We start from the raw sequence: 22,400 nt of genomic DNA, 5'->3' as shown, positions 1-22,400 counted from the left end.
CTTAGGCCCCGCTTTTTATTTTAGACAGAAATTATTTAATCATTTCTATAAACCAAGCAAAAGGTTTGCCTTGTATCATAAATGTTTGTGCTTTTGCCTTTAGCGTAAACTGCTCAGCTTGAGATTTTAGTAATTCAATTTTTTTATCATTAAACGTAGCCTTAGTTTGATCCTTCAAACGTAAACAGTGCTCATTGAGTAATTTGAATTGTTCCGCGAGAAATGTACGAAGTTGTTTAGGGTTTTCTTTTCCAACAAGTTGAAGTACTGAAACCACTCTTTTAAATATGTCCTGAATCCAAACCTCTTGTTGTTGAGTATTAAACTCCTGCTGTAATTTATCTAAAATCCAACGTATGGTTGTACTTATTGATTGGTTATATGGGTTTTGGGGCCAATTGCCGTACTGTCCTGAGGCTTGAACTTGTGACGCAATATCTAGTAGTAGGTCTACTTGAATAAATAGCGGGCTTGAATTCAGGACGTCATTTAGCACTTCAATTCCAGATTGAGTACTATGAGAAACAGCTGAGTCCTGATGGTGGCTAAGCAGAATAACTTTCCCTTCTGGCTTCAAAGCTTTGGATACTTTCTCAAGTGCGATTTGTGTGTCCGCATATTCAAATCCAAATTGACTTATAAACAAATCTACAGAGCTTTCTTCAAAAGGTAGTTCTTCGACAGGGGTTCTAGGGTAAAAGTTGACTTGCTTCAAATTATTAGATTGAGGATTATCATCAAGTATTTGTGATGGGTCTATGTCTGCGGCGTCAATTGCATGCACATTAAAGTTTAATCTATTTATATTACTATATTCGACTGCAAGGCATGAGAGAGCCCCATTACCGCAACCAATATCGACAACTGTAGATCCTTGCTTTTGCTGAGAAAAAATCGTGTCCCAGAAATCTTTTATTTCTCCAGTATATCCTTGAGCTGAATTAGACTCTGCAAAACTATTTAATGCTTGAGTGGAATTCCAGTAATTTGACCAATGTTCCATAATAAGTAATATTAACGTTGATTATAAAATAAGTATAAGGAAGTTATTTAAAATGAACACATCTAAAAGTGAAATATTGCCATTATTTTCTGTTCCTTTGGGGGTAACTTATAATGATAACCACATGGCGATTAAGAGTGAGTTAATTCAGTTATTTAAAGAACGTGAGCAAAAAAGTAACAAATCACAACATGGTTTGGTAACAAAAAATAGTAAAGTATTTGAGAGTTCATTTGATCTCTTTGATTGGCGAAGTGACTGTATTAATGAGTTGAGAACTTATTGTTGGGGGCAACTTTACCAAATGATAGGTAGTCTGAATCAGTATGATGTGGGCATGCTAAAAAAACTACATATTGCTTCAGAAAGTTGGTACCACATTACTAGAAAAGGAGGTTACTTCGGTATTCATAATCACGCAATGTCAGCCTGGTCAGGTGTTTATTGTGTTCAGGCTGGCGATAAAGTTGAAGGAAGTCCAGATAGTGGTTGTTTAAATATCGTTTCCCCTCATATCGGCACTACAAGTTATATTGACAAGTCTTGTTCCAGTTTGAAAGGGCAGTTCAGCCGTGGAAATAGACTCTTTGATCTAAAAGAAGGTCAGCTAGTTATATTTCCTTCTTGGTTATTACATGAAGTCAAACCATACTTTGGGGAGAAAGAAAGGATTACTGTAGCATTCAATGCTTGGTTTAAAATGGCTACTTAATTAAGTAGCCCTAACGTCACTTTTTGATTATAAAAACAATCTCGTGTTTATCTTCTTCTGTCGAAACGACTTCGTGCTGATTAATACGGCACCAAGTAGGGATGTCACTTAGAGTTCCTGGGTCAGTGCAAGTCACTTCAAGCAATTCGCCCTCAGAGAGTTCTTTGAGGGCGTTTTGTGTGCGTATAACCGGCATTGGGCACAAGAGGTTACGGCAATCTAAAGTATGCTGGCTCATACGTGCCACTCCTGTTTTACTTCTTCAGCGCTCATAGGAGGGACGTCCATGACAAAAGAAGTTCCTTTGTAGTTTTCAACTTGAACAGTGACTTGATCAGCGTTCTTGCCACCTGAGTAACGAGCAGCTATTTGCGCGGCAAGCTTAATATCTTCTTTATCAAACTCTCCATCTAACAGTGTCAGTGGTCCGCCATGGCTAACCGTATGTATACTGGTGAATTGCTTCTTGTAGCCACGTAAGAAATTATTTTCACCTTCTTCACGGCTTACTATCAATTTAAAGTTTTTCTTTGGACGAATATGACGGCCTACTTTAAGAAGCATAATGTCATCAAGCTCATAACGGCGCTCACCACGAGCATCCCATAAGTCGGCAAGCTTCTTAGAGTAGTTTGCGTCAGTCAAGAAGCAACAACCGCCTGCTGGCTGTGCGAAGTCTTCGAAACCAAACTTCTTTGCAAGCTCAAACTGTGGTTTGCGACTACGGCCTGAAAAATCGTAGAGCTCATCGCGATTAACCCATCCTTCACGCTCTGGCAGAGTTGGCATAAGGTTTTTCGCACACAGTGGACGCAATAAACGATCATCCGCTCCGGATTCGCGAGCGATAATTGGCATCGTTTCTTTACGCTGTGATTTTGGTCGCTGACCAATAACCTCACCGGTAATAATGAAGTCGAACCCGTTTTCTTCAGCCCAAGCCCAAGCTTGTGCTTGATTGACCATAAAGATTTTACAGTCTAAACAAGGATTGAGATTAGCGCCATAACCGTGTTTTGGGTTTAATACGATATCTTTGTATTCTTCAGAAATATCGATAATATGAAGTTTAATGCCAAGCTGCTCAGCAACCCACAAAGAATTATTGCGTTTTTGCTTATCTTTGTCTTTTTTACGGATCGCGTGCGTGTGGCCCTCGACGCAAAAGCCCGTATAAAAGTTAATCCCTTCTACATGTATTCCTTGCTCTTGAACGACTTTTGCCGCTAAGAGCGAGTCGAGGCCACCGGAAATTAGTGCCACGGCTTTACGTTGTTTAGGCTGTTCGCCTGTGTTTACTGAAGAAGTTTCTTGTGTCATAACCAAAAATCAATAGCTTGCGGAGAGCTTGGTGCTCAAAAAATGGACAGAGATTATATATTAGCCGAGCGTTACTAGCAAAGATAACTGGTAAATAATTGAGCAAAACTTTCACATTTAAAGTGAGATAAGATAGTATCAATAACATAGGGCTACTGGGGGATCGACTCTGAAATGCTACCAGACGGATTTTCTAAAAAAACAAATAATCTACGGTATATTATTTGGCTTATTTGCATTTTTATTTAATTATAACTTTATAATTCCTATCTATGGCCACTTAGTCCTGCATATTGGGGAAGTTTTTGTTTTCCTGTGCCTCATTTTCCGAGGGTTGATTCCTGCTATCATAGCAACCCTTTTGTCTTTTCTAGGATTATTTTTAGCCACTGAGAATCCATCGCTTCTGATTACGACTCTTCTGCAAACCTTTGTGGTCTGTTTTTTGGTTCGTCGAGGGGTACTTATCCTTATAGCAGATATTATCTATTGGGTAATTATTGGCTTGCCCATCACGTATGTAGTGATCACTTACTTTTATCAAGTGACGTCGAGTGACTTCACGCAAGTAATCCTAATTAAACAGACAATCAACGGGGTGCTAAATATTTCTCTTTCCCTGTTAATACAGCCTTTCTTGCCATCTAGACTATACAGTTCGAATATTACAAATAAACTACCTAAATTATCGAGTCGAATATTTGAACTAACGCTTATATGTATTGTTTTTCCGACATTATTAATTACCTTGATCTTGTCAGATAGTAATGCCGAGCAGTCGGAGAAAGAACTTGAAGAAATTCTTAGAATCAGAGCTGCTCACTTTGCAGAGTTAAGCAGTGGTTATCTTTCCTATCATAAAAAGGCCATCGAAAACTTGTCTGAAGTTATAAGTGATCTGCGAGATGAAACTGAGCAGGTTGATACACTAAAGCACTGGAATACAAACTATACAGGCTTTCTCACTATGCTTATTACTGATGAGAGAGGATTAGTTATAAAAGGTGTACTAAGGGAAAGGTTTGAGAAGTTATTAGCATTACCTGAGTTATCTCGCATGGTTAGCGACCGGGATTATTTTATAAAGCTAAAGAGACGAATCAAAGCTTCATTTCAGAGGTATTTCTAGGTAGAGGGTTTGGCAATGACCCGATAATTGCAATTAGCGCACCCTATTATAGTGATGGGAAGTTTAAAGGCGTTGTTGAAGGCTCGTTAAATTTGCCTAATTTTAGTGATGTTGATTCCACCGGTAACACCTATTCGGTGATTGTTCTCGATAAGTCAGACAAGGTCATCTATTCGTCACCGAATCTAAATATCAAGGCCTTAACAGTATTTTCCCAAAAAGATATGACGTTGGCTTACTCAAGCAATTTACCAGCGATACAAATAGGAGAAAGGGAGTATCTCTATAAAGAAGTAACAACCGACAACGGATGGGTGGTCAAGGTTCTAAGTAAGCCCAACACTTTAATCACAGCATATAAATATAACTTCTATAAATTAATCTTTTCACTATTCATTATTTCAGTTCTCGCGCTGGCGGTGACCAGAAGGTTTGCTAAACAAAGTGCTCGCCCCTTGGAGCGGTTAGTAAGGTACTTTGAAGCTCAGAAACCTGTACCAAATAGATCAATGAAATACTTGTCAAGCGAGGAAGTAGAGTCTATTCGCACGCAATTGATTGATGCACAGTCATTGATGATTGATATCAAGAAAAGTTAAAAAAAGAAGTTGATGGTAAAACTAAAGAATTGAAACTAATCAATGAAAAGCTAGAGTTCCTGAGCAGACAGGATCAACTAACCAATATTTTTAACCGTCGTGGCTTTGAACTCGCGACACAAAAAGTATTTAAGCTCGCCGTTCGTAACAAGAACACTGTTACTTTTGCTGTGTTAGATGTTGATAACTTCAAATTTATAAATGATAGCCTTGGTCATAGCGCTGGCGATAAGTGTTTAGAATTTATAGGAGAAAGGTTGCGGGATATTTTCAAGCGAGATACCGACTTTGTAGGTCGCTATGGAGGAGAGGAGTTCGTTGTCCTGATCGCAGAAGGCACTGGAGACATGCACTTAGACTTGTTGGAGCGGCTAAGAGCATCTATCGAGTCAGGAAGGGTCCCGTATGAAGGGCAACAAGTCAAAATGACTGTAAGTATTGGTGCTTACACGCTTAGCGAGGACTTTTCTCTCAGTTATGAAGGAATTATAAAAAAAGCTGATGATCTTCTTTATATCAGTAAAAGAAGCGGAAAGAACAAGATAACGCATAAAGAGCAATAGCTGTATTCGTCTATAAGTTGAGGAAATGGTTAGTAATAGGTATAAGTGGGCATAGAGATTTAAGTAAACAAGGAAAGGAAATAAAAATGTCTATAAAAAAAGTGTTAATCATTGTCAGTTTAATACTATTCCCAACAATAACCTCAGCAAAAGAAACCCTGTTTGATTTACATAGAGTAGAAGAGGGGGCTGAGAAAAAGGCTGATGAGTATTTTGAGCAAGGAAATTATCAAGCCGCATTTGAGCAATATTTATCACTCGCAAAATATGGCGATAAATATTCGCAATACATGGTTTCTTTTCATTATCTAAATGGCTTAGGGGTTAAGAAGGACATTCTCCAAGCGTATGGCTGGGCAGGTTTAGCAAGGAGAAGCCCCTCACTCGAAATTAAAAGGTTTTATCAGCAGGTTCAGGAAGCTGTTCCGGATGCTGAAAAGCATCAGGCTGAAAAGGTTAAGATTGATCTTTCTGAGCAGTACAGTGATTTAGCGATAGCTATGAACCTTAAGAAAATGATCAGGAACACAATTCCTGAATGTACGGGCTCTCGAATTAGAGGCAACTGTGGCTTTATCCAGCATTACTGTGTTGATAGTGGCAACCAAAAGAGTCTTGATGAATGTTTGCGCAAGGTTAGTTTGACAAATCCCAATGTTATTCGAGCTTTGAAGCAGGATTTAGCCAGAACAAATAGATTTATTGAGCAGAAATTAGCGACTGGAGGCTCCGTTATCAGTACAGAAGTGGAAAGTCCAGAGCAAGAACAGCCTGAAACTGAAGAAAAATGACTATTTTCTGTGCGAATGGCGCTATCTAGTATAGAATGGCGCCAATTTTTTGCACAAACTGGTAATTTACTGCCAGAGTATTGAGTTTCAGGAACTATATGATAGATAAATTAAGAAATATTGCGATTATTGCTCACGTTGACCACGGTAAGACAACTTTGGTTGATAAGCTGCTAGAGCAGTCGGGAACATTAGGAGAGCGTGCCGGCGAGCAAGATCGTGTAATGGATTCGAACGATATTGAGAAAGAGCGTGGTATTACCATTCTTGCTAAAAATACAGCGATTGAGTGGAAAGATTACCGCATTAACATCGTAGACACGCCTGGTCACGCCGATTTTGGTGGTGAAGTTGAGCGTGTTTTGTCGATGGTTGATTCCGTATTGCTTCTAGTCGATGCCCAAGAAGGCCCAATGCCACAAACTCGATTTGTGACGCAGAAAGCTTTTGCTCAAGGTCTAAAGCCAATTCTTGTGATTAACAAGATTGACAAGCCAAGCGCGCGCCCTGACTGGGTGATGGATCAAGTATTTGATCTATTTGATAACCTTGGCGCAACCGACGATCAATTAGATTTTGATGTTGTTTACGCTTCAGCACTGAATGGCTGGGCGAGCAAAGATGCTGATACTAAAAGCGAAAACATGCAGCCTTTATTCGAAACCATCGTGGAAAGCGTATCACCACCGCCGGCTAACTCTGAAGGCGGTTTCCAGATGCAGATCTCGCAGCTAGACTATAACTCTTATGTTGGCGTTATTGGCGTTGGCCGCATTAAGCGCGGACAAGTTAAAGTCAATCAACAAGTTACAGTGGTTTCTGCTGATGGCACCAAGCGTAACGGTAAAGTCGGTCAGGTTCTTGGCTATATGGGGCTAGACAGACACGAAGTGAAGTCTGCGGATGCTGGCGACATTATCGCCATTACAGGTCTTGGCGATCTAAAGATTTCCGACACTATCTGTGATCCAAACGTAATTGAAGCTTTGCCGGCGCTTTCTGTTGACGAGCCTACAGTTACCATGACATTCCAGGTGAATACCTCGCCGTTTGCGGGTAAAGAAGGAAAATTCGTCACTTCACGTAATATCTTAGAGCGCCTAAAGCAAGAGCTAGTGCATAACGTAGCTTTGCGAGTAGAAGAAACGGACAACCCGGATAAGTTCCGTGTTTCAGGTCGTGGTGAACTTCACTTAGGTATCTTAATTGAAAATATGCGTCGTGAAGGCTTTGAAATCGCAGTATCGCGCCCAGAAGTTATTATTCGCGAAGTTGATGGCAAGCTGGAAGAGCCTTTTGAAGCAGTAACTATCGACGTTGAAGAAGCGCACCAAGGTAGCGTGATGGAGCGTTTAGGTGAGCGTAAAGCTGAAATGACGAACATGCAGCCGGATGGTAAAGGTCGTGTGCGTTTAGACTTTATGATGCCGAGCCGTGGTTTAATTGGCTTCCAAACTGAATTCTTAACCCTAACGTCTGGTAGCGGTTTGATGTATCACACCTTTGATCATTATGGTCCTTTCAAAGGTGGTGAAATCGGCCAGCGCACCAACGGCGTGTTAATTTCAAACTCGCAGGGTAAGGCTCTAACCAACGCACTGTTTAATTTGCAGGAGCGTGGTCGCTTATTCACTAAGCACGGTGATGAGGTATATGAAGGCCAGATCGTTGGTATTCACAGCCGCTCAAACGACTTAACGGTTAACTGTCTTAAAGGCAAGCAGCTAACAAACGTACGTGCCTCAGGTACGGATGATGCGCAGGTTCTGTCGCCACCGGTTAAATTAACACTTGAGCAAGCGCTTGAGTTTATTAACGATGACGAATTGGTTGAAGTGACGCCTGAAAGCATTCGTATCCGTAAAAGACACTTAACGGAGAGTGAGCGTAAACGCGCGTCACGTCCGCCAAAGGGCTAGTTTTAGCTGATGTCAAAACCGCTGCATTGTCAGCGGTTTTTTTATGCTGAAAGTTTTTATGACTATGCTATATTGTGGGCAAAGCATCCACTCAAATAAAAAAGGTCAGGTTTTTCTATGCGCTATCCCGTTGCTTCAATTTCCGCCATATTAAGTTTAATTTTGTTATCAGCTTGCAGTACAAGTGGTGGCTCTAGCGAAAGCAATGGTGCGATAAAGACCATAAGTAAATTACTGGGTGGGCAGCATGATCAGTCTGTATTTAAGGACACCACGGTTAAAGAAGAGCTTGAGTTCGAATATCGCGTTTGCCTAGGAGACAACGAAGGCGAGCATGAGAAAATGAAGCAATGTGTACAAGAGGCTTACGCCAAAGTGGTAAAAGAAAAAGGAATAGGAGAGCGCCCGACTGGCGGTACTGTTACCATCAAAAAAGAAGATGAAGGCGTTATTAACGATAGCGACGCATCTAGTGACGCGGATGATAAAGACGTTGACGAAAAAGATAGTAGCAATAACTAGACATGATAGCTTTAATCCAACGAGTCGAAGAATCAAGAGTCGTCGTAGATGGCGAAACTATTGGTGAAATAGGCCAGGGTATCATGGCGCTTATTGGTGTCGAACGTGGTGATGATGTTGCTAGCGCTGATAAACTACTTAAGAAAATATTGGGTTATCGAATCTTTTCTGATGACGATGATAAGATGAACCTTTCCGTAGAGGCAATTAATGGTGGTTTATTATTAGTGCCGCAATTTACGCTTGCCGCTGATACCAAAAGTGGCATGCGACCAAGTTTTTCAACTGCTGCGCCTCCAAAGCTGGGCGAAGAGCTTTTTGACTATCTGGTGACGAAAGCTAAAACTACTTACGGTAAAGTAGAAACGGGGAAGTTCGGTGCGGATATGAAGGTCCACCTTATCAACGATGGACCTGTGACTTTTACGCTTAAAGTGTAGCCAGCGCCAGTGTTATTCCCTCAGGCTGTCCTCAAACGCATCAGGCTGTGATTCTTCAATCAACTCTTTGAGTTGCTCTAGGTTGTGCTGATGGCCTTCGTCAATGGTTGAGCCAAGAAGAAAAAGTAAAGCATTCTGAACAATCCCTTTACCCGTATAATTTAAGGTGAGACTTAGCTTGGTGGTTCCAGAGTCAGTCTGCTCAAATATGGCAGTACTGGTGCCTTCTAACCACTGATTCTGATAACTATAACGAATTAATTCGTCGGCTTTATAAGCTAACAACGTTTGCTCAAGACTGCTAATTTCGCCAGAACCGGTGGTAAAGTTAAGACGATGTTTATTGCCCACCTCATTAATCTGACCTTCAATTTGCTCTAAGGACTGATAATTAGTCATCCAACGCTTATACAGTAAAGGGTTATTGTATACAGCAAACACCTGCGACTTTGATGCATTAATCTCGATACTGGCATGACTTTGATAATCAGTTTTGAATATTCCAATAGCAACTAGCGTTAGGAAAATAACGCCCACAAAAATAAATAAATACTTCGCAAATTTCATAGTGACTCTCTTTAGATTATTTTAATCAATTATAAGTAAGCAGGATAAAGTAACGCCATCATGGCTTATCACCTCTAAGCCCTTTAACCACAGTATACAAGCTATCTTTAGTAGCTTCGTTCGCGGCAATTGGCTTGTCAACTACAAGATGAACTTTGGTCCGTAAGCGTTTTACGCGGTCAATAATTTTATTAACTTTCTTGCGGCTAAATAAACTGTGCCAAAGGCCTTGCAGTGCCATCGGTACCACAGGAACCGGTGACTTTTCTAAAATTCTCTCGACCCCAGATTTAAAGTCGTTCATCTTGCCATTAGTCGTCAGTTTGCCTTCGGGGAAGATACAGACTACTTCACCATTATTAAGCGCTTCTTCGATAGTGTACATGGCTTTATTTAAAAGCTCAGGGTCTTCTTTGTGACCAGCGATAGGAATGGCTTTTGCCGTTTTAAAAATAAAACTAAGCACAGGAATTTTAAAGATTTTATGGTACATCACAAAACGAATTGGGCGTCTTATAGTGCCACCAATAATTAGTGCATCTACATAGCTGACATGGTTACAAACCACCACACAGGCACCTTCTTCGGGCACATTTTCGACGCCTGTTTTCTTCACGCGATATATCGTATTGATAAGAATCCAAATTAGGAAACGCATCAAGAACTCAGGTATCAGAGTGAAGATATAAATAGCGACTACCGCGTTAAGAATCGCTGTGAGCATAAAGAATTGCGGAATAGTCATGCCGTTGCCAAGACATATTGCCGCCAGCAAAGCAGCAAACACCATGAACAAGGCATTAAGAATATTGTTACCGGCAATTACGCGTGATAGGTGAGACTTTTCGCATCGCTCTTGGACTAAAGCATAGAGCGGAACAATATAAAAGCCACCAAAGATCCCAACGAAAGCACAGTTAATCAGCGTGCGTATAGCACCGTCTTGGGCTAGAAATGCCGAAGGGCCAAGTTCGCCGATAAAATCACTGCTAGGGTTGGCAAAATAGATATCGAGCGCAAACCAGGTCAATCCGATTGCTCCAAAGGGCACCAAGCCGAGCTCTACTTTTCGCCCCGATAGAAACTCACACAGCGCCGAGCCAACGCCAATTCCCACCGAGAAAGTAGCCAGAATAATAGTTGCAACATTTTCATTACCGTTAAGACTGACTTTGGTGAAGTTAGGGATCTGAGTTAGGAATACCGCACCATAGAACCAGAACCATGAAATACCTAAAATTGATAGAAACACGACCTTGTTCTGGCGCGTATATTGGAAGGTACGCCAAGTTTGAGTGATTGGGTTCCAGTTAATCTTGAGGTAAGGCTGAGCCGAAGGTGTCTCTGGAATATGGCGACTGGCCCAGTAACCACAGGCAGAGACTATAATCAGTAGGGAACATAAAATCTTAATACCGAGATCGTCAAAGCCTATTAAAACGCCGCCAATGACAGTTCCGATAATAATAGAGAGAAACGTGCCCATTTCAATAAGGCCGTTACCACCAAGTAGCTCTTTGTCGGACAAATGTTGCGGCAAGATACTGTATTTAATAGGTCCAAAAAGGCTCGATTGAAAGCCCATTAAAAATAGAATCCCCAACAAGTACCAGATGTTGCTAGAAAAGAACCCTAAAACAGCGAGTGTCATGATACCGATTTCGAGGACCTTTATTTTTCGAATCAGCGCAGACTTTTCGTATTTTTCAGCGATCTGGCCAGCGGTAGCGGAAAATAGGAAGAAGGGCAGAATAAATAGGCCTGCAGCAATGTTATTCAATAAATCTGAATCTAGCCCTAGTTCGTCGCCAGCTCGAAAGGCGATAAAGATCAGCAAAGCGCTTTTAAAAATATTATCGTTAAGCGCGCCTAGAGCCTGCGTGATGAAAAATGACGAAAAGAACTTTTGCTTGAATAAAGAAAACTGATTCTGAGCCATACTAGTGTTCCTTGGCGTTTATATTTTTAGTTATAGAAAGCTGAAAGAAAGCGACCGTATTGTTATAACAGTTGGAAGCCAACTCTTGTAATGATTGCTGACGACAGCTTGCGACCTTTTGCGCTACATGCGGCATCAAAAAAGGCTCGTTGCGATTACTCTTTAATTGTTTCTTCTGCTCTTTGGTTAAGTCGCGTGGGGTAAGAAAGGGCGCGTCGGTTTCTATCATCAGCTTGTCGTCGGGAATCAAGTGCACCATTTGTGCCAAATCCTGCCCACGGCGTTCATCGCAGATCCAGCCTGTAATGCCAATATACAGCCCCATATCGAGGTATTGCTCTAAACTCGACTGACTGCCGGTAAAGCAGTGAATCACGGCCTTGGGAAGCTTTGATTGATACTGCTGTAGTAGTTGCACCATTTCTTGGTCAGCGTCGCGTTCGTGAATAAACAATGGTTTCTGGGTGTCGCAAGCTAATTGTAACTGGTGCTCAAACACCTCAAGCTGAATGTCTGGAGGCGAAAAGTTACGATTAAAATCGAGGCCGCATTCGCCAACCGCAACAACTTTTTCATTATGCAATAGCTCTTTTAGTATCTCTAAGTCACTAGGCTTAAAATCTTTAGCATCGTGAGGATGGCATCCTGCGGTAGAAAAAAGATCCGAGTATTGGCTCGCTAACTTAAACGCTTGTTGGCTTTCTAGCGCTGAGGTACCGGTGATGATTTGAGCGCTAACGCCATGCTGACGGGCTCTTTCTATAACCTCATGGTAGTCGTCATTAAAGCGATTATTCGTTAGGTTTACGCCAATATCAATATAGGACATAAGTGATTAGTTTTCGTTGTAGACTTGTGATTTTGCATTCTTGTTATAAACTATTTTGACACGAAATGATACTTGCCACCAAATACCAATTATTACAGGGAACCCTATGTCATCAGATGTGAGCCGTGTTACCAATGTATTATTAGCCTTAGCGGCTACCTTTATTGTGATTGCTGGATTAAAAGCCGCCAGTAGCTTTATTGTGCCTGTAATTTTGTCGTTATTCGTCTCTATCATTATAGGACCTTTGTATTTTTATATCGCCAATCTAAAGCTCCCGAAAACTACAAAAACCGTACCCGATTGGTTAGCCATGATATTGGTGGTGGTGATTATGTCGCTATTGTTTTTCTTGATTGGGCGTTTAGTTGGTAACTCGGTGGAACAGTTTTCCGCCAAACTGCCTGAATACGAAATCATGCTACGCAATAAGCTCGCTGGGGCTATGACTTGGTTAGAAGGTTTAGGCTTTAGTATTCCTGAAGCGTCGCTAGCAGAGCGTTTTTCGCCTAGCACGGTGATGAGCCTATCCGCCTCGGTACTTAACGGCTTAGGCGGTATGCTGAGCAACCTATTCCTAATTGTCTTAACCTCGATCTTCCTCTTAATGGAAGCCAGCGTGTTTGGTGAAAAAATGCAACGCGCCTTTCCTAAGACGGACAGCAAAGCACACAGTGGCTTAAACGAAGTTATCGACAAAATTAAACGTTACGCCACCATTAAATCCATCGTCAGCTTACTTACCGGCGTCTTAATCAGTGTGTGGCTAGTGTTTTTAGATGTGGAATACCCGTTCCTATGGGGTCTAGTCGCCTTTATGTTTAACTTCGTACCAAACATCGGCTCCATCATCGCCGCCGTGCCAGCCGTTATCATGGCCTGGCTAACCCAAGACTCGATTACCACGCCGCTGTTAGTGGCTGCCGGTTATTTAACCGTCAACTTCGTCGTCGGCAATATCGTCGAACCCAAATTTATGGGGCGTGGCTTGGGGCTTTCGACTTTAGTTGTATTCTTATCCTTATTATTCTGGGGTTGGGTCTTAGGGCCTGTTGGCATGTTGCTCTCAGTACCATTAACCATCATCGTCAAAATCGTCCTCGACAGTAATAAAGAAACCCATTGGATTGGTATTATGCTAGGGGATAAGTGACATACAACATTAATTCTCATTAATGTTGTATGTCATCCCCACGAAAGTGGGGATCTCGAAAAAGTTTGCTGTGAGCTATAACTATAGAAAAAGAGAAAAGATAAAGGCATTGGCTCCGCGGTTAAACGACCGAAGGGAATGCCCTTGGTGCAATCTCATGCCTTCTTGCTGTGAACCATAAAAAAGGAATATAGAGAAAAATACTGGGTCCCGCGGCATAGCTGTGGCCCATAAAAAGTTCGGCGAACCGTGGATGGTTATTTATCCGCATTTTTGCGAAAATCCACCAATTAATTAGGAATTTTATTAAAGGGGTTCTTATGCAGTGGTCGAAACTAAAAAGTAGAATAGAAGAGTCATTCGCGAACTCTATACAAGGACGAATTCAAATATTTACTACTGCTTACAGGCGTCAAGATGGCATGTCGAGAAGTTGGATTGTTATTGACGGTGAGCAGGTAGTTAGCTTAACTGATGAGGCCTCTTGGAGGGAGCAGGGTGCATACTTTCATGAACTAACTCCAACTGATTGTTCGCAGCATGAGGCTATTAGTGAAGAAGACCGTTGTAATAATACAATATATGAGCGTGGTGAGTTTAGTAGTTACGACTTTAAAATAATGGCATTTGAATCTCTGAATTTATCTGCTCAGGACTGCGTTAATTCGGAGCACCCACTATTAAGAGCTCTAGGAGTTCTTAATAAGAAAACGGGGAAAACCAAGGTTAAAGCTTTACAAAGAGATAAGCATCCTATGGTTGCTTATCTTGCAAAGTTTAGAGCCGAGGCTGAGGCAGCTAATAAATAGTAGTATCTGACAAATAGTAAATACGGGTGAAATAAGTTTCCCTGATTTATAAACCGCGGAGCTTCGGAGTTTTAATAAAAAGCCCTGCAAATGCAGGGCTTTTTAGTGTCTAGCAGTCGAGCTTATTGACTAAGTTACTCGTCTACAGGCTCTGATGTTTCTTCTGGGTTTTCCCCTGTTTCCACGCCTGTCTCTAACTTGCCTTGGGCATTGAAGTTAATCACTTTGTCGCCGCCACCGAGCGCTTTGTACAAGGATATAACATTGGCTAGCTGTGCGCGTTCAGTTTCTAGCAGTGCTTGTTCTGAGCTGAACTTATCTTGTTGTGCGTTAAGCACTTCAAGATAGCTGGCTAGGCCGGCTTTGTACTTGGCTTCGGCGAGCTGTAGGCGTTTCGCTTGGGCTTTGACTAATGAACGGTTGGCTTCTAACTCACTGTCGTAAGTTGTGCGGTTGCTCATTAGCTGATAAACCTCGGAGAAGGCTTGTTGCACGGCTTTTTCATACTCGGCGATTAAGCGTTGTTGCTGTGCTTTGGCAATATCGAGGTTTGCTTGTAGGCCGTTGTTGAAAATTGGAATTCGAATCGATGGCATAAAGCTCCAACTTTTCGAATTACTTTCGAACAGGCTGTCGAACTCGGTACTGGAATAGCCATAGTCTCCTGTCAGGGTAATCGACGGGAAGAAGGCTGCACGAGCGGCACCGATGTTGGCGTTAGCCGCGTACAAACTTTGCTCTGCGGATAAAACGTCAGGACGGCTTAGTAATACTTCTGAACTGATGCTTTCTGGTAGTTCCAGCGCCATCTCGGCGATGCGCAATTGCTCTTTATTAAACGGAACCGTGGATAGTGGTTTGCCGATTAATAGTTCAAGAGCACTTTTTGCCGCGGCGTGGGCACGCTCAAAACGAGCTTTCTGTGCACTTACGGTAGCAAACGATGCTTGTGCTTGTGCTAGGTCTAATTCACTCGCGATGCCGGTATCGAGGCGTTTTTGGATCAGATCACGGCTGTCTTTACGGCTGGTTAGCGTTTGCTCGGCTAAGTTTAAACTGCGTTTAGCCGAAACCCAACTGTAATAGGCGTTCGCGGTTTGTGCGATGACGCTAAGCTTTACCGAGCGAGTCGCTTCTGCGCTCGATAGGTATTGCGCTAGTGCGGCGTTGCTCATCGAATTTACACGACCAAAGAGATCAAGCTCATAAGAAACCAAGCCAACTTTGGCATTATAAACATCAACGATATTGTCGTTGCCTTGAACGTTAATCGAGTTTTGGCTACGGACTTGGTTTACTTCGCCACCGATTGCAGGGAATCTGTTTTCACGCTGGATCTGATAACGGCCTTCGAGCTCAGCCATACGCGCGATGGCTATACGCAAGTCGGTGTTCGACTGTAGCGCTTCTTCGATCATGATGCGAGCGTTGGCGTCTGGGAAAAACTGTTGCCATGCTTCTAATGTAAATTCAGCATGGCTAACTTCAGTTTGCTCTCCAAAACTTTTTTCGATAGCTGCTTCGGGGCGCTCATTCGTAGGCCCCATGGAAATACAGCCTGATAGTACAAGGCTCGCTGCCAAAGCCGTTAGGGAGGTCAGCGCCTTAGTGCCTCTAGTGTTACTCATCGTCTTTAACCTCCATACCTTTAGCGGCAAGTTCATAATGTTTTAATTTTCTCGGGAAAATCTTGCGCACCAGTAAGTAGAACACTGGGACGAAGATGACTGAGAATATTGCGGCTGTAATCATACCGCCCATCACGCTAGTACCGATAGCTTGGCGACTCGCTGAGCCTGCGCCAGTAGCAAGAACCAGAGGCAGTACGCCCATGATAAAGGCTAGCGAGGTCATTAAGATCGGGCGCAAACGTAAGCGACAGGCTTCGGTTACGGCTTCGAGCGCACTTTTACCTTCGCCCTGAGCTTCACGCGCAAACTCAACAATCAAAATTGCGTTTTTGGCAGAGAGGCCAATAATGGTAATTAAGCCCACTTTGAAATAGATATCGTTTGGCATCGAGCTTATTGCAGCGAATAACACCGAGCCTAAAATACCCAAAGGAACGACTAGGATAACCGCTAGTGGTACTGACCAACTTTCATAAAGCGCGGCAAGTACAAGGAAGACTACTAAGAACGATAAAGCGAAAAGTAAGGTCGTTTGGTTACCAGCCACTTTTTCTTCTAGCGACTGACCTGACCATTCGTAACCGATGCCTTTAGGTAGCTGCTCTGCGAACTGCTCCATTAACATCATAACTTCACCTGAGCTTACGCCTGGCGCGCCACTACCGGTTAAAGGTATCGACGATGAACCGTTATAACGAGTCAGCTTCGCTGGTGCTTCTGTCCACTCAGCAGTGGCCACTTCCGATAGGTTGACTAAGTCGCCTTGCTTGTTACGAATTTGCATGCTCAGAATTTCTTCTGGCGTCGAGCGTGTGTCAGCGTCAGATTGCAGCCAAACTTGGCGTACCTTCTGGCCTTCAACATAGTCGTTGATATAGGACGAACCTAAAGCTATTTGTAGCGTGTTGTTCAACTCACCAATATCCACACCTAAAGAACGCGCTTTAACCCGGTCGACTTCAAACGTCAGTAGTGGTGCTGGCGGTAATGTGTCTGGGCGAATTTCAGCAAATTTACCCGACTGCATGGCTTGGCCTAATAATTGGTAAGCTGCGCCGATGAGTTGTTGCGTGCCGACACCTGACTTATCTTGAAGCTGGAAGTCGAAACCACTGCTGTTGCCTAGGCCAGGAATCGAAGGCATATTGAATACAAAGGTATTACCTTCTTGAAATCTCGTGAAAGCACCTGTCGCGGCTTCCGCCAGTTGGTCGGCATCGCGCATCTCTTCGCGCTCTTCCCAAGGTTTTAGGTTAACGAACGTAATCGAAGTGTTTTGACCGGTACCAAAGAAACTAAAGCCGGCGACCGTAATAATACGCTCAACTTCTGGCTGCTCTAGGAACCAAGCGTCAGTTTTCTTGGTCAGTTCTAGAGTTCGTGCGCGCGTCGAGCCTGAAGGCATTAGCGACGAGGCGACAATAAAGCCTTGGTCTTCAGACGGCACGAATCCTGTCGGCATGCTAGCAAAACGCCAGCCGACGAATGCAGTGATTACGACAAATACGGCCATAGTGATGATTAGGCCCGTCTTATTGAATAGCTTTTTGACGCCATTCATATAAACGTTTGTGAACTTACTAAAGCCTTGGTTGAAAAGGCGGAATGGTGCCCACTCTTTCTTGCCTTCTTTTTCTTTTTTCAACAAGCCTTGAGCAATTGCTGGGCTGAGTGATAAAGATAGGAACGCTGAAATAGCAACACTTAAGACAATGGTTAGCGAGAATTGTTGATAGATTCGACCTACTGAACCTGAGAAAAAGGCCATGGGAATGAATACAGCAATCAAAACCGCGGTAGTACCAATAATCGCACCAGAAATCTGCTTCATCGCTTTCTTGGTTGCTTGGTATGGGCCTAAGTCTTCTTCATCAAGAATACGTTTAATATTCTCGACAACGATAATGGCGTCATCGACCACAATACCAATGGCAAGCACCATCGCAAACATGGTTAGCATGTTGATCGAGAAGCCTAGCAAGTAAAGCCCCATGCCAGTACCGATTAACGACACTGGTACAACAATCAACGGGATTAAGGTGGTGCGCCAGCTTTGTAAGAATAAGAACATCACCAGCGTTACAAGGAACACCGCTTCGACCAGCGTTTGTATGACTTGAGAGATTGAGCCTTCAACGAACACAGATGTGTCGTATGGGATGACCCACTCAACGTCTTCTGGGAAATATTGTTCTAAGTCTTTTAACTTATCCTTTACAGCTTGGGCTGCTTCTAAAGCGTTACCGTTGTTACTAAGTTTTAGTGCAAAAGCCGCAGAGTCTTGGCCATTTAACATGGCTTGTGAGCCGTAGTTGTTAGCGCCGCGCTCGACTTCCGCTACATCTTTTAGACGCACGATGGCGCCGTCGCTTGAGGAGCGTAGAATGATGTTGCCGAACTCTTCAGGAGTCGATAAGCGCGATGGTACTAGAATGGTTGCGTTAATTTGCTGATTGCTTGGTGACGGTAATGAACCTAATTCACCAGTCGCTAGCTGGGCGTTCTGATCGCGAATGGCCTGTGAAATTTCGCTCGGCGTAATGGCGTATGACGCCATCTTTTTCGGATCAACCCATACACGCATGGCGTAAGTTGCACTGAATAATTGTGCGCTACCAATACCATCGATACGGCGCATCTCACCTAAAATGGCGCGATCAACATAGTCGCCTAAGTCGGTCGAGTTATAAGTGCCATTTGGCGAGAATAGTGATACCACCATTAAGAAGTCAGGGCGAGTTTTATCAATATTCACACCTTGAGTTCTAACCGAGGCTGGTAAACGAGCTTCAACACGCTTTAAGCGGTTCTGAACTTCAACTCCAGCGATGTCTGTATCGGTGCCGGTTGCAAAAGTTAAGACAATGGTTGAAGAGCCGGTACGAGAACTGTCCGACTTGATGTAACGCAAGCCCTCGATACCATTCATTTCCTCTTCAATAACGGTTGTTACCGTATCTTCAATAACCTTCGCTGACGCACCCGGGTAATTAGCTGTAATCGTCACTTGAGGTGGCGAAATATCAGGGTAAGCCATGACTGGAAGATTCTGCACCGCGAGCGAACCGCCAAGTAGAATCAGCAGGGAGAGTACCCATGCAAAGATAGGTCTGTTAATAAAAAACTGTGCCATAAATAATACCTATTACTGAGCCTGTGACGCTTTTTGTTCTGAGTTCTGGCTAGAAGTTGTCATTGCTTTAACAGGTGTACCTGGTTGCAGGAACTGAGTGCTACTAACGATGACTTTGTCGCCTGCGTTTAGGCCACTTTTTACAACCCAGCTAGTGCCCATCATAGGCCCAAGCTCGACCGGCTGCATCGCTAGCTTGCCGTCTTTGACGACTTTGACCATGGCGCCTTGAGCAGTAACTTGAACTGCTTTTTGGGGTACTTGGATTAGAGTTTGCGAATCAGCGACTGGAGCTTTTACGCGTACAAACATACCTGGCAGTAGCTTGTGATCAGGGTTCTTAACAATCGCACGAAGCATTACCGAGCCAGTATCAGGATCAACCGAAAGGCTTGAAAATTCTAGGTGTGCAGGGTGCTCGTAAGGCGTCCCATCATTAAACAGTATTTCTACCTGCTGTGAGCCCGAATCTGTTGCGTCTGAGTTAGCGAACAAATTACGCATTTTATTCAGCTCAGTCGGCGAACGGGTAAAGTCGATGTATACTTCGTCCAATTGCTCAATAGTCGCCATGTGCGTTGCGTTAGTTGCGCTAACTAAAGCGCCTTCTGTGACTAAAGCGCGACCGATACGACCTGAAATAGGCGCAGTAACTGTGGCGTAATCAAGACTAATTTGAGCTTTTTCTAACTCAGCTTTCGCTTGCTCAACCATGGCGTCTGCCTGTTGGCTTTGGGCAAGATAAGTGTCGTACTCTTGCTGGCTCACGGCACCTTGCTGCAATAGTTCTTCATAACGTTTGAGCGTTTGTTTGTTGAGCTTTTGCTGAGCTCGCGCCGTGCTTAAATTCGCTTTGGCCGCGGCAACATTGGCTTTCATCACTCGGTCATCAATCTGGAATAAGGCTTGGCCTTGTTTGACATCAACACCTTCAGTGAAAAGACGTTTTTCAAGAATACCATCGACACGTGCACGAACCTCAGCGGTACGCACTGCTAGTACACGCCCAGGGAGGTTTTGCGTAATGGTTGTGGTATCAGAAGTCACTTCCGCGACTTGCACTGGAACTGCCTGTTGTTGGCCTTGTTGTGCTGCAAAGCTGGTAGAAGCACCGGCAGTCATCAATAAAGTACTGATTAATATTGCTCTTTTCATAACGTGTTATCCTTACGTCTTTTGCTTGGAGTTACTAAGCGCAGCCCAAGCAAAATTGACCATTGATTCAATTTTTTTATCAGAAATCTCTACCTGATTTACGTAGTAGTAATGCATCAAGTAGCTTATTCCGCCATAGATCGATAAATGTTGTTCTGGTGCATCGGGTGAGCCGATAACGCCAGCCTCATAAGCATCTTTATAGAGCTTAATAAAGGTTTCAAATACGGGGTATAGCTTGTCGCGAGTTTCCTGTGTGATGACAGGAGAAAAAGCGTACAAATGTAAAAATCTAAAATAGGAGCAGTTATCCAGCATAAACCGTATGGTTGAGGTGTAAACTTTTTTGAAGCGTGCTTCAAAACTAGCCTCAGGTTCATAGTGCTCAAGCAAGAACTCAACTTCATTCTGTTTTACATAGAGGAAGCACTCATTAATGAGATGTTCTTTCCCCTCAAAGTAGTTGTAAACGCTACCCGTTGCAACCTCTGCTTCTTTGGCGACGAGCGCCATCGAAGAGCCTTGCAGGCCGCGTTCTACGAATGAACGAATCGCTGCCTCAAGAATTTGTTGTTCCTTGGACATATAAATCGGGTGTAAAATGAACGTTCATTCATTTTAGTGTTGTTGAGCTTGCACTGCAACCAATATTATTAAGTCTCATAGTTGTTTAGGAGCTTTAAGGCACTTTGAAATAGTCATATATTTGACCTAGTATCGGTGATATTATCTCTAACATACTGAAAATAAATATAATTTTTAACGATCATAAGAGCGCAGGCCTTTTATGCTTTAAATTGGTCGATAGGAGATTTCTATGAAAGTGCTAAAAAACATAGTTATTGCATCCATAATAGCCGTAACCGCTATGCAGGCTTACAGCAAGAGCAATGAGCAGGTTTTCGAGCAAGGCTTAGAGGTGGGTGAGTTGCCTAAGGTGTTATCTCATCGCGACAGAGCCGCGCCAATCAATAAGATCTTGCAATATCGCTTGGATAATCTTTTACCACAGCTGATGCGCGAATCTGACTTGGATATGTGGTTGGTGATAAATCGTGAATATGGTGAAGATGCGCTTTTCTATACGCTAGTACCCGAGCCGACTTTTGCAGCGAGGCGTACCACCTTACTGGTATTTGCTAAGGATGGTGATCAGGTAGAGCGTTTCAGCGTTAGCCGATACGACATTGGTGACTTTTATAAAAGTCGGTGGGAAGGCGGCACCGTTGATGAGCAGTGGCAACGTCTTGCTGAGATTATTGGCGAGTATGACCCTAAAAGAATCGGCATCAACGTCAGTGAAGAGTGGGCGCTGGCGGACGGTTTAACTCAGGGATTGCATCAAAAACTAGTGAGTAGCTTACCTAAAAAGTTCCAAGAACGATTGGTTAGCTCAGAAGAGCTGGTGATCCGCTGGATGGAAACTCGCACCGCTCCTGAGCTTGCGGTGTACCCACAAATCGTAAAAGTCGCACGAGGCGTTATTGATGAAGCCTTCTCGAATAAAGTAATTACCCCTGGAGTAACTACGGATCAGGATGTTGCTTGGTACATACGAGAACGATTTGAAGAGCTAGGAGTGAAGCCCTGGTTCCAGCCTTACGTCACTATTCAGCGTAAGGGTGATAAAAACTCACCAGACTCACCATTTTTTGGTAAAAGCAATCGGACGATAGAGCCTGGGGATATTATTCACACAGACGTTGGGATTTGCTATTTAAAACTCTGCACCGATACTCAAGAGATGGGCTATGTGGCGAAGTTCGGTGAGTTTGAAGTGCCAAAAGGTCTAAAAGAAGCGCTAAAAGTCGGCAATCAATGGCAAGATATTCTAACCTCCGAATTTAAGACGGGGCGTAGCGGTAATGAAATCTTAGCCGCGACACATAAAGTTTCGAAAAGACAAGGTATTAAGTCCAGTACTTATACTCACCCGCTGGGTTTCGTCGGACACGCCATAGGCCCAACTATCGGTATGTGGGACAACCAAGGACCAACGCCAGTTAAGGGCGATTGGAAGCTGTATCCGAATACGGGCTACGCCATCGAAGGGAATGTTAAGGTAAAACTACCGGAGTGGGATAACCAGTTAATCCAAATCATGTTTGAGCAATCAGCGGTGTTTGACGGGGAACGAGTAGTCTATCTTGGTGGCCGCCAAACGAAGTGGCATTTTATTCAGTAGA

21 protein-coding genes are annotated in these 22,400 nt (G+C 43.3%); 11 read left to right on the top strand and 10 right to left on the bottom strand.

Annotated features, from left to right (window positions below):
- Positions 1–31: 31 nt before the first annotated feature.
- Entirely contained in the window at positions 32–1,003 is a 972-nt protein-coding gene (locus ABD128_RS05770) for a class I SAM-dependent methyltransferase (protein ID WP_343987856.1), read from the bottom strand.
- 52 nt (positions 1,004–1,055) lie between these two features.
- Between ABD128_RS05770 and ABD128_RS05765 the strand changes: the two genes are divergently transcribed.
- The gene (locus tag ABD128_RS05765) at positions 1,056–1,715 is read left to right on the top strand and encodes a putative 2OG-Fe(II) oxygenase (protein WP_343987852.1); all 660 of its coding nucleotides are present in this window, start codon (positions 1,056–1,058) and stop codon (positions 1,713–1,715) included.
- 16 nt (positions 1,716–1,731) lie between these two features.
- On the opposite strand, the gene ABD128_RS05760 is transcribed toward ABD128_RS05765, so the two are convergent.
- Together ABD128_RS05760 and ABD128_RS05755 are read right to left on the bottom strand one after the other, a co-directional pair.
- Complete coding sequence (locus ABD128_RS05760) at positions 1,732–1,953, bottom strand: sulfurtransferase TusA family protein (protein ID WP_343987849.1); 222 nt, start codon at positions 1,951–1,953, stop codon at positions 1,732–1,734.
- A complete protein-coding gene (locus tag ABD128_RS05755) occupies positions 1,950–3,035 on the bottom strand; it encodes a tRNA (5-methylaminomethyl-2-thiouridylate)-methyltransferase (protein ID WP_343987846.1) in 1,086 nt (361 codons plus the stop codon). Before ABD128_RS05755 ends, ABD128_RS05760 begins: the two co-directional genes overlap by 4 nt.
- Positions 3,036–3,789: 754 nt before the next feature.
- Between ABD128_RS05755 and ABD128_RS05750 the strand changes: the two genes are divergently transcribed.
- The 7 genes from ABD128_RS05750 to dtd all read left to right on the top strand — a co-directional run bounded on the left by ABD128_RS05750 (position 3,790) and on the right by dtd (position 8,998).
- Positions 3,790–4,164 carry a hypothetical protein gene (locus ABD128_RS05750; protein WP_343987843.1) on the top strand — a complete coding sequence of 125 codons (375 nt, stop codon included), beginning with the start codon at positions 3,790–3,792 and terminating at the stop codon, positions 4,162–4,164.
- Positions 4,165–4,256: 92 nt separating this feature from the next.
- Positions 4,257–4,763 carry a hypothetical protein gene (locus ABD128_RS05745; RefSeq protein ID WP_343987840.1) on the top strand — a complete coding sequence of 169 codons (507 nt, stop codon included), beginning with the start codon at positions 4,257–4,259 and terminating at the stop codon, positions 4,761–4,763.
- A gap of 29 nt (positions 4,764–4,792) precedes the next feature.
- Complete coding sequence (locus ABD128_RS05740; protein ID WP_343987838.1) at positions 4,793–5,326, top strand: GGDEF domain-containing protein; 534 nt, start codon at positions 4,793–4,795, stop codon at positions 5,324–5,326.
- Positions 5,327–5,412: 86 nt separating this feature from the next.
- Complete coding sequence (locus ABD128_RS05735; protein WP_343987836.1) at positions 5,413–6,117, top strand: hypothetical protein; 705 nt, start codon at positions 5,413–5,415, stop codon at positions 6,115–6,117.
- A gap of 98 nt (positions 6,118–6,215) precedes the next feature.
- Positions 6,216–8,036 (top strand): translational GTPase TypA, encoded by a 1,821-nt coding sequence (typA, locus tag ABD128_RS05730; RefSeq protein WP_343987833.1) that lies wholly within the window; start codon positions 6,216–6,218, stop codon positions 8,034–8,036.
- A gap of 117 nt (positions 8,037–8,153) precedes the next feature.
- A complete protein-coding gene (locus ABD128_RS05725) occupies positions 8,154–8,558 on the top strand; it encodes a hypothetical protein (RefSeq protein WP_343987830.1) in 405 nt (134 codons plus the stop codon).
- A gap of 2 nt (positions 8,559–8,560) precedes the next feature.
- Positions 8,561–8,998, top strand: a complete 438-nt coding sequence (gene dtd / locus ABD128_RS05720; RefSeq protein ID WP_343987826.1) for a D-aminoacyl-tRNA deacylase — start codon at positions 8,561–8,563, stop codon at positions 8,996–8,998.
- Positions 8,999–9,010: 12 nt separating this feature from the next.
- Here dtd and ABD128_RS05715 read toward each other — a convergent pair whose 3' ends face one another.
- The 3 genes from ABD128_RS05715 to ABD128_RS05705 are packed head-to-tail and all read right to left on the bottom strand — an operon-like array spanning position 9,011 to position 12,333.
- A complete protein-coding gene (locus ABD128_RS05715) occupies positions 9,011–9,565 on the bottom strand; it encodes an SRPBCC family protein (protein WP_343987823.1) in 555 nt (184 codons plus the stop codon).
- Positions 9,566–9,623: 58 nt separating this feature from the next.
- Complete coding sequence (locus ABD128_RS05710) at positions 9,624–11,504, bottom strand: MFS transporter (RefSeq protein ID WP_343987820.1); 1,881 nt, start codon at positions 11,502–11,504, stop codon at positions 9,624–9,626.
- A 1-nt stretch (position 11,505) separates the two neighbouring features.
- Positions 11,506–12,333 (bottom strand): TatD family hydrolase, encoded by an 828-nt coding sequence (locus ABD128_RS05705; RefSeq protein ID WP_343987817.1) that lies wholly within the window; start codon positions 12,331–12,333, stop codon positions 11,506–11,508.
- 106 nt (positions 12,334–12,439) lie between these two features.
- On the opposite strand from ABD128_RS05705, the gene ABD128_RS05700 reads away from it, so the two are divergent.
- Both ABD128_RS05700 and ABD128_RS05695 read left to right on the top strand, forming a co-directional pair.
- On the top strand, positions 12,440–13,486 hold the full coding sequence (locus ABD128_RS05700; protein ID WP_343987814.1) for an AI-2E family transporter: 1,047 nt from the start codon (positions 12,440–12,442) through the stop codon (positions 13,484–13,486).
- 320 nt (positions 13,487–13,806) lie between these two features.
- The gene (locus tag ABD128_RS05695) at positions 13,807–14,295 is read left to right on the top strand and encodes an SF0329 family protein (RefSeq protein ID WP_343987811.1); all 489 of its coding nucleotides are present in this window, start codon (positions 13,807–13,809) and stop codon (positions 14,293–14,295) included.
- 134 nt (positions 14,296–14,429) lie between these two features.
- Here the strand turns inward: ABD128_RS05695 and ABD128_RS05690 are convergent, their stop codons facing one another.
- The 4 genes from ABD128_RS05690 to ABD128_RS05675 are packed head-to-tail and all read right to left on the bottom strand — an operon-like array spanning position 14,430 to position 20,799.
- Positions 14,430–15,923: an efflux transporter outer membrane subunit gene (locus tag ABD128_RS05690; RefSeq protein ID WP_343987809.1), complete on the bottom strand. Its 1,494-nt coding sequence runs from the start codon at positions 15,921–15,923 to the stop codon at positions 14,430–14,432.
- The gene (locus ABD128_RS05685) at positions 15,916–19,059 is read right to left on the bottom strand and encodes a multidrug efflux RND transporter permease subunit (protein WP_343987806.1); all 3,144 of its coding nucleotides are present in this window, start codon (positions 19,057–19,059) and stop codon (positions 15,916–15,918) included. Before ABD128_RS05685 ends, ABD128_RS05690 begins: the two co-directional genes overlap by 8 nt.
- 12 nt (positions 19,060–19,071) lie before the next feature.
- Positions 19,072–20,214, bottom strand: coding sequence for an efflux RND transporter periplasmic adaptor subunit (locus tag ABD128_RS05680; protein ID WP_343987803.1), 1,143 nt, complete (start codon positions 20,212–20,214; stop codon positions 19,072–19,074).
- Positions 20,215–20,226: 12 nt separating this feature from the next.
- Positions 20,227–20,799 carry a TetR/AcrR family transcriptional regulator gene (locus ABD128_RS05675; RefSeq protein ID WP_343987800.1) on the bottom strand — a complete coding sequence of 191 codons (573 nt, stop codon included), beginning with the start codon at positions 20,797–20,799 and terminating at the stop codon, positions 20,227–20,229.
- A gap of 232 nt (positions 20,800–21,031) precedes the next feature.
- On the opposite strand from ABD128_RS05675, the gene ABD128_RS05670 reads away from it, so the two are divergent.
- Entirely contained in the window at positions 21,032–22,399 is a 1,368-nt protein-coding gene (locus tag ABD128_RS05670; protein WP_425545675.1) for a M24 family metallopeptidase, read from the top strand.
- The last annotated feature ends 1 nt before the right edge of the window (position 22,400 follow it).

This window comes from Kangiella japonica, from assembly GCF_039523535.1.
GTDB classification, from domain to species: Bacteria; Pseudomonadota; Gammaproteobacteria; order Enterobacterales; family Kangiellaceae; genus Kangiella; species Kangiella japonica.
The sequence above is the reverse complement of the archived record's forward strand: the minus strand, read 5'-3'. Positions and strand labels throughout refer to the sequence as shown.

Bases quoted from the DNA above. Each gene is read 5' to 3' on its own strand.
- ABD128_RS05770 (WP_343987856.1), bottom strand. From the start codon at position 1,003: ATGGAACATTGGTCAAATTACTGGAATTCCACTCAAGCATTAAATAGT.
- ABD128_RS05765 (WP_343987852.1), top strand. From the start codon at position 1,056: ATGAACACATCTAAAAGTGAAATATTGCCATTATTTTCTGTTCCTTTG.
- ABD128_RS05760 (WP_343987849.1), bottom strand. From the start codon at position 1,953: ATGAGCCAGCATACTTTAGATTGCCGTAACCTCTTGTGCCCAATGCCG.
- ABD128_RS05755 (WP_343987846.1), bottom strand. From the start codon at position 3,035: ATGACACAAGAAACTTCTTCAGTAAACACAGGCGAACAGCCTAAACAA.
- ABD128_RS05735 (WP_343987836.1), top strand. From the start codon at position 5,413: ATGTCTATAAAAAAAGTGTTAATCATTGTCAGTTTAATACTATTCCCA.
- typA (WP_343987833.1), top strand. From the start codon at position 6,216: ATGATAGATAAATTAAGAAATATTGCGATTATTGCTCACGTTGACCAC.
- ABD128_RS05725 (WP_343987830.1), top strand. From the start codon at position 8,154: ATGCGCTATCCCGTTGCTTCAATTTCCGCCATATTAAGTTTAATTTTG.
- dtd (WP_343987826.1), top strand. From the start codon at position 8,561: ATGATAGCTTTAATCCAACGAGTCGAAGAATCAAGAGTCGTCGTAGAT.
- ABD128_RS05715 (WP_343987823.1), bottom strand. From the start codon at position 9,565: ATGAAATTTGCGAAGTATTTATTTATTTTTGTGGGCGTTATTTTCCTA.
- ABD128_RS05710 (WP_343987820.1), bottom strand. From the start codon at position 11,504: ATGGCTCAGAATCAGTTTTCTTTATTCAAGCAAAAGTTCTTTTCGTCA.
- ABD128_RS05705 (WP_343987817.1), bottom strand. From the start codon at position 12,333: ATGTCCTATATTGATATTGGCGTAAACCTAACGAATAATCGCTTTAAT.
- ABD128_RS05700 (WP_343987814.1), top strand. From the start codon at position 12,440: ATGTCATCAGATGTGAGCCGTGTTACCAATGTATTATTAGCCTTAGCG.
- ABD128_RS05695 (WP_343987811.1), top strand. From the start codon at position 13,807: ATGCAGTGGTCGAAACTAAAAAGTAGAATAGAAGAGTCATTCGCGAAC.
- ABD128_RS05690 (WP_343987809.1), bottom strand. From the start codon at position 15,923: ATGAGTAACACTAGAGGCACTAAGGCGCTGACCTCCCTAACGGCTTTG.
- ABD128_RS05685 (WP_343987806.1), bottom strand. From the start codon at position 19,059: ATGGCACAGTTTTTTATTAACAGACCTATCTTTGCATGGGTACTCTCC.
- ABD128_RS05680 (WP_343987803.1), bottom strand. From the start codon at position 20,214: ATGAAAAGAGCAATATTAATCAGTACTTTATTGATGACTGCCGGTGCT.
- ABD128_RS05675 (WP_343987800.1), bottom strand. From the start codon at position 20,799: ATGTCCAAGGAACAACAAATTCTTGAGGCAGCGATTCGTTCATTCGTA.
- ABD128_RS05670 (WP_425545675.1), top strand. From the start codon at position 21,032: ATGAAAGTGCTAAAAAACATAGTTATTGCATCCATAATAGCCGTAACC.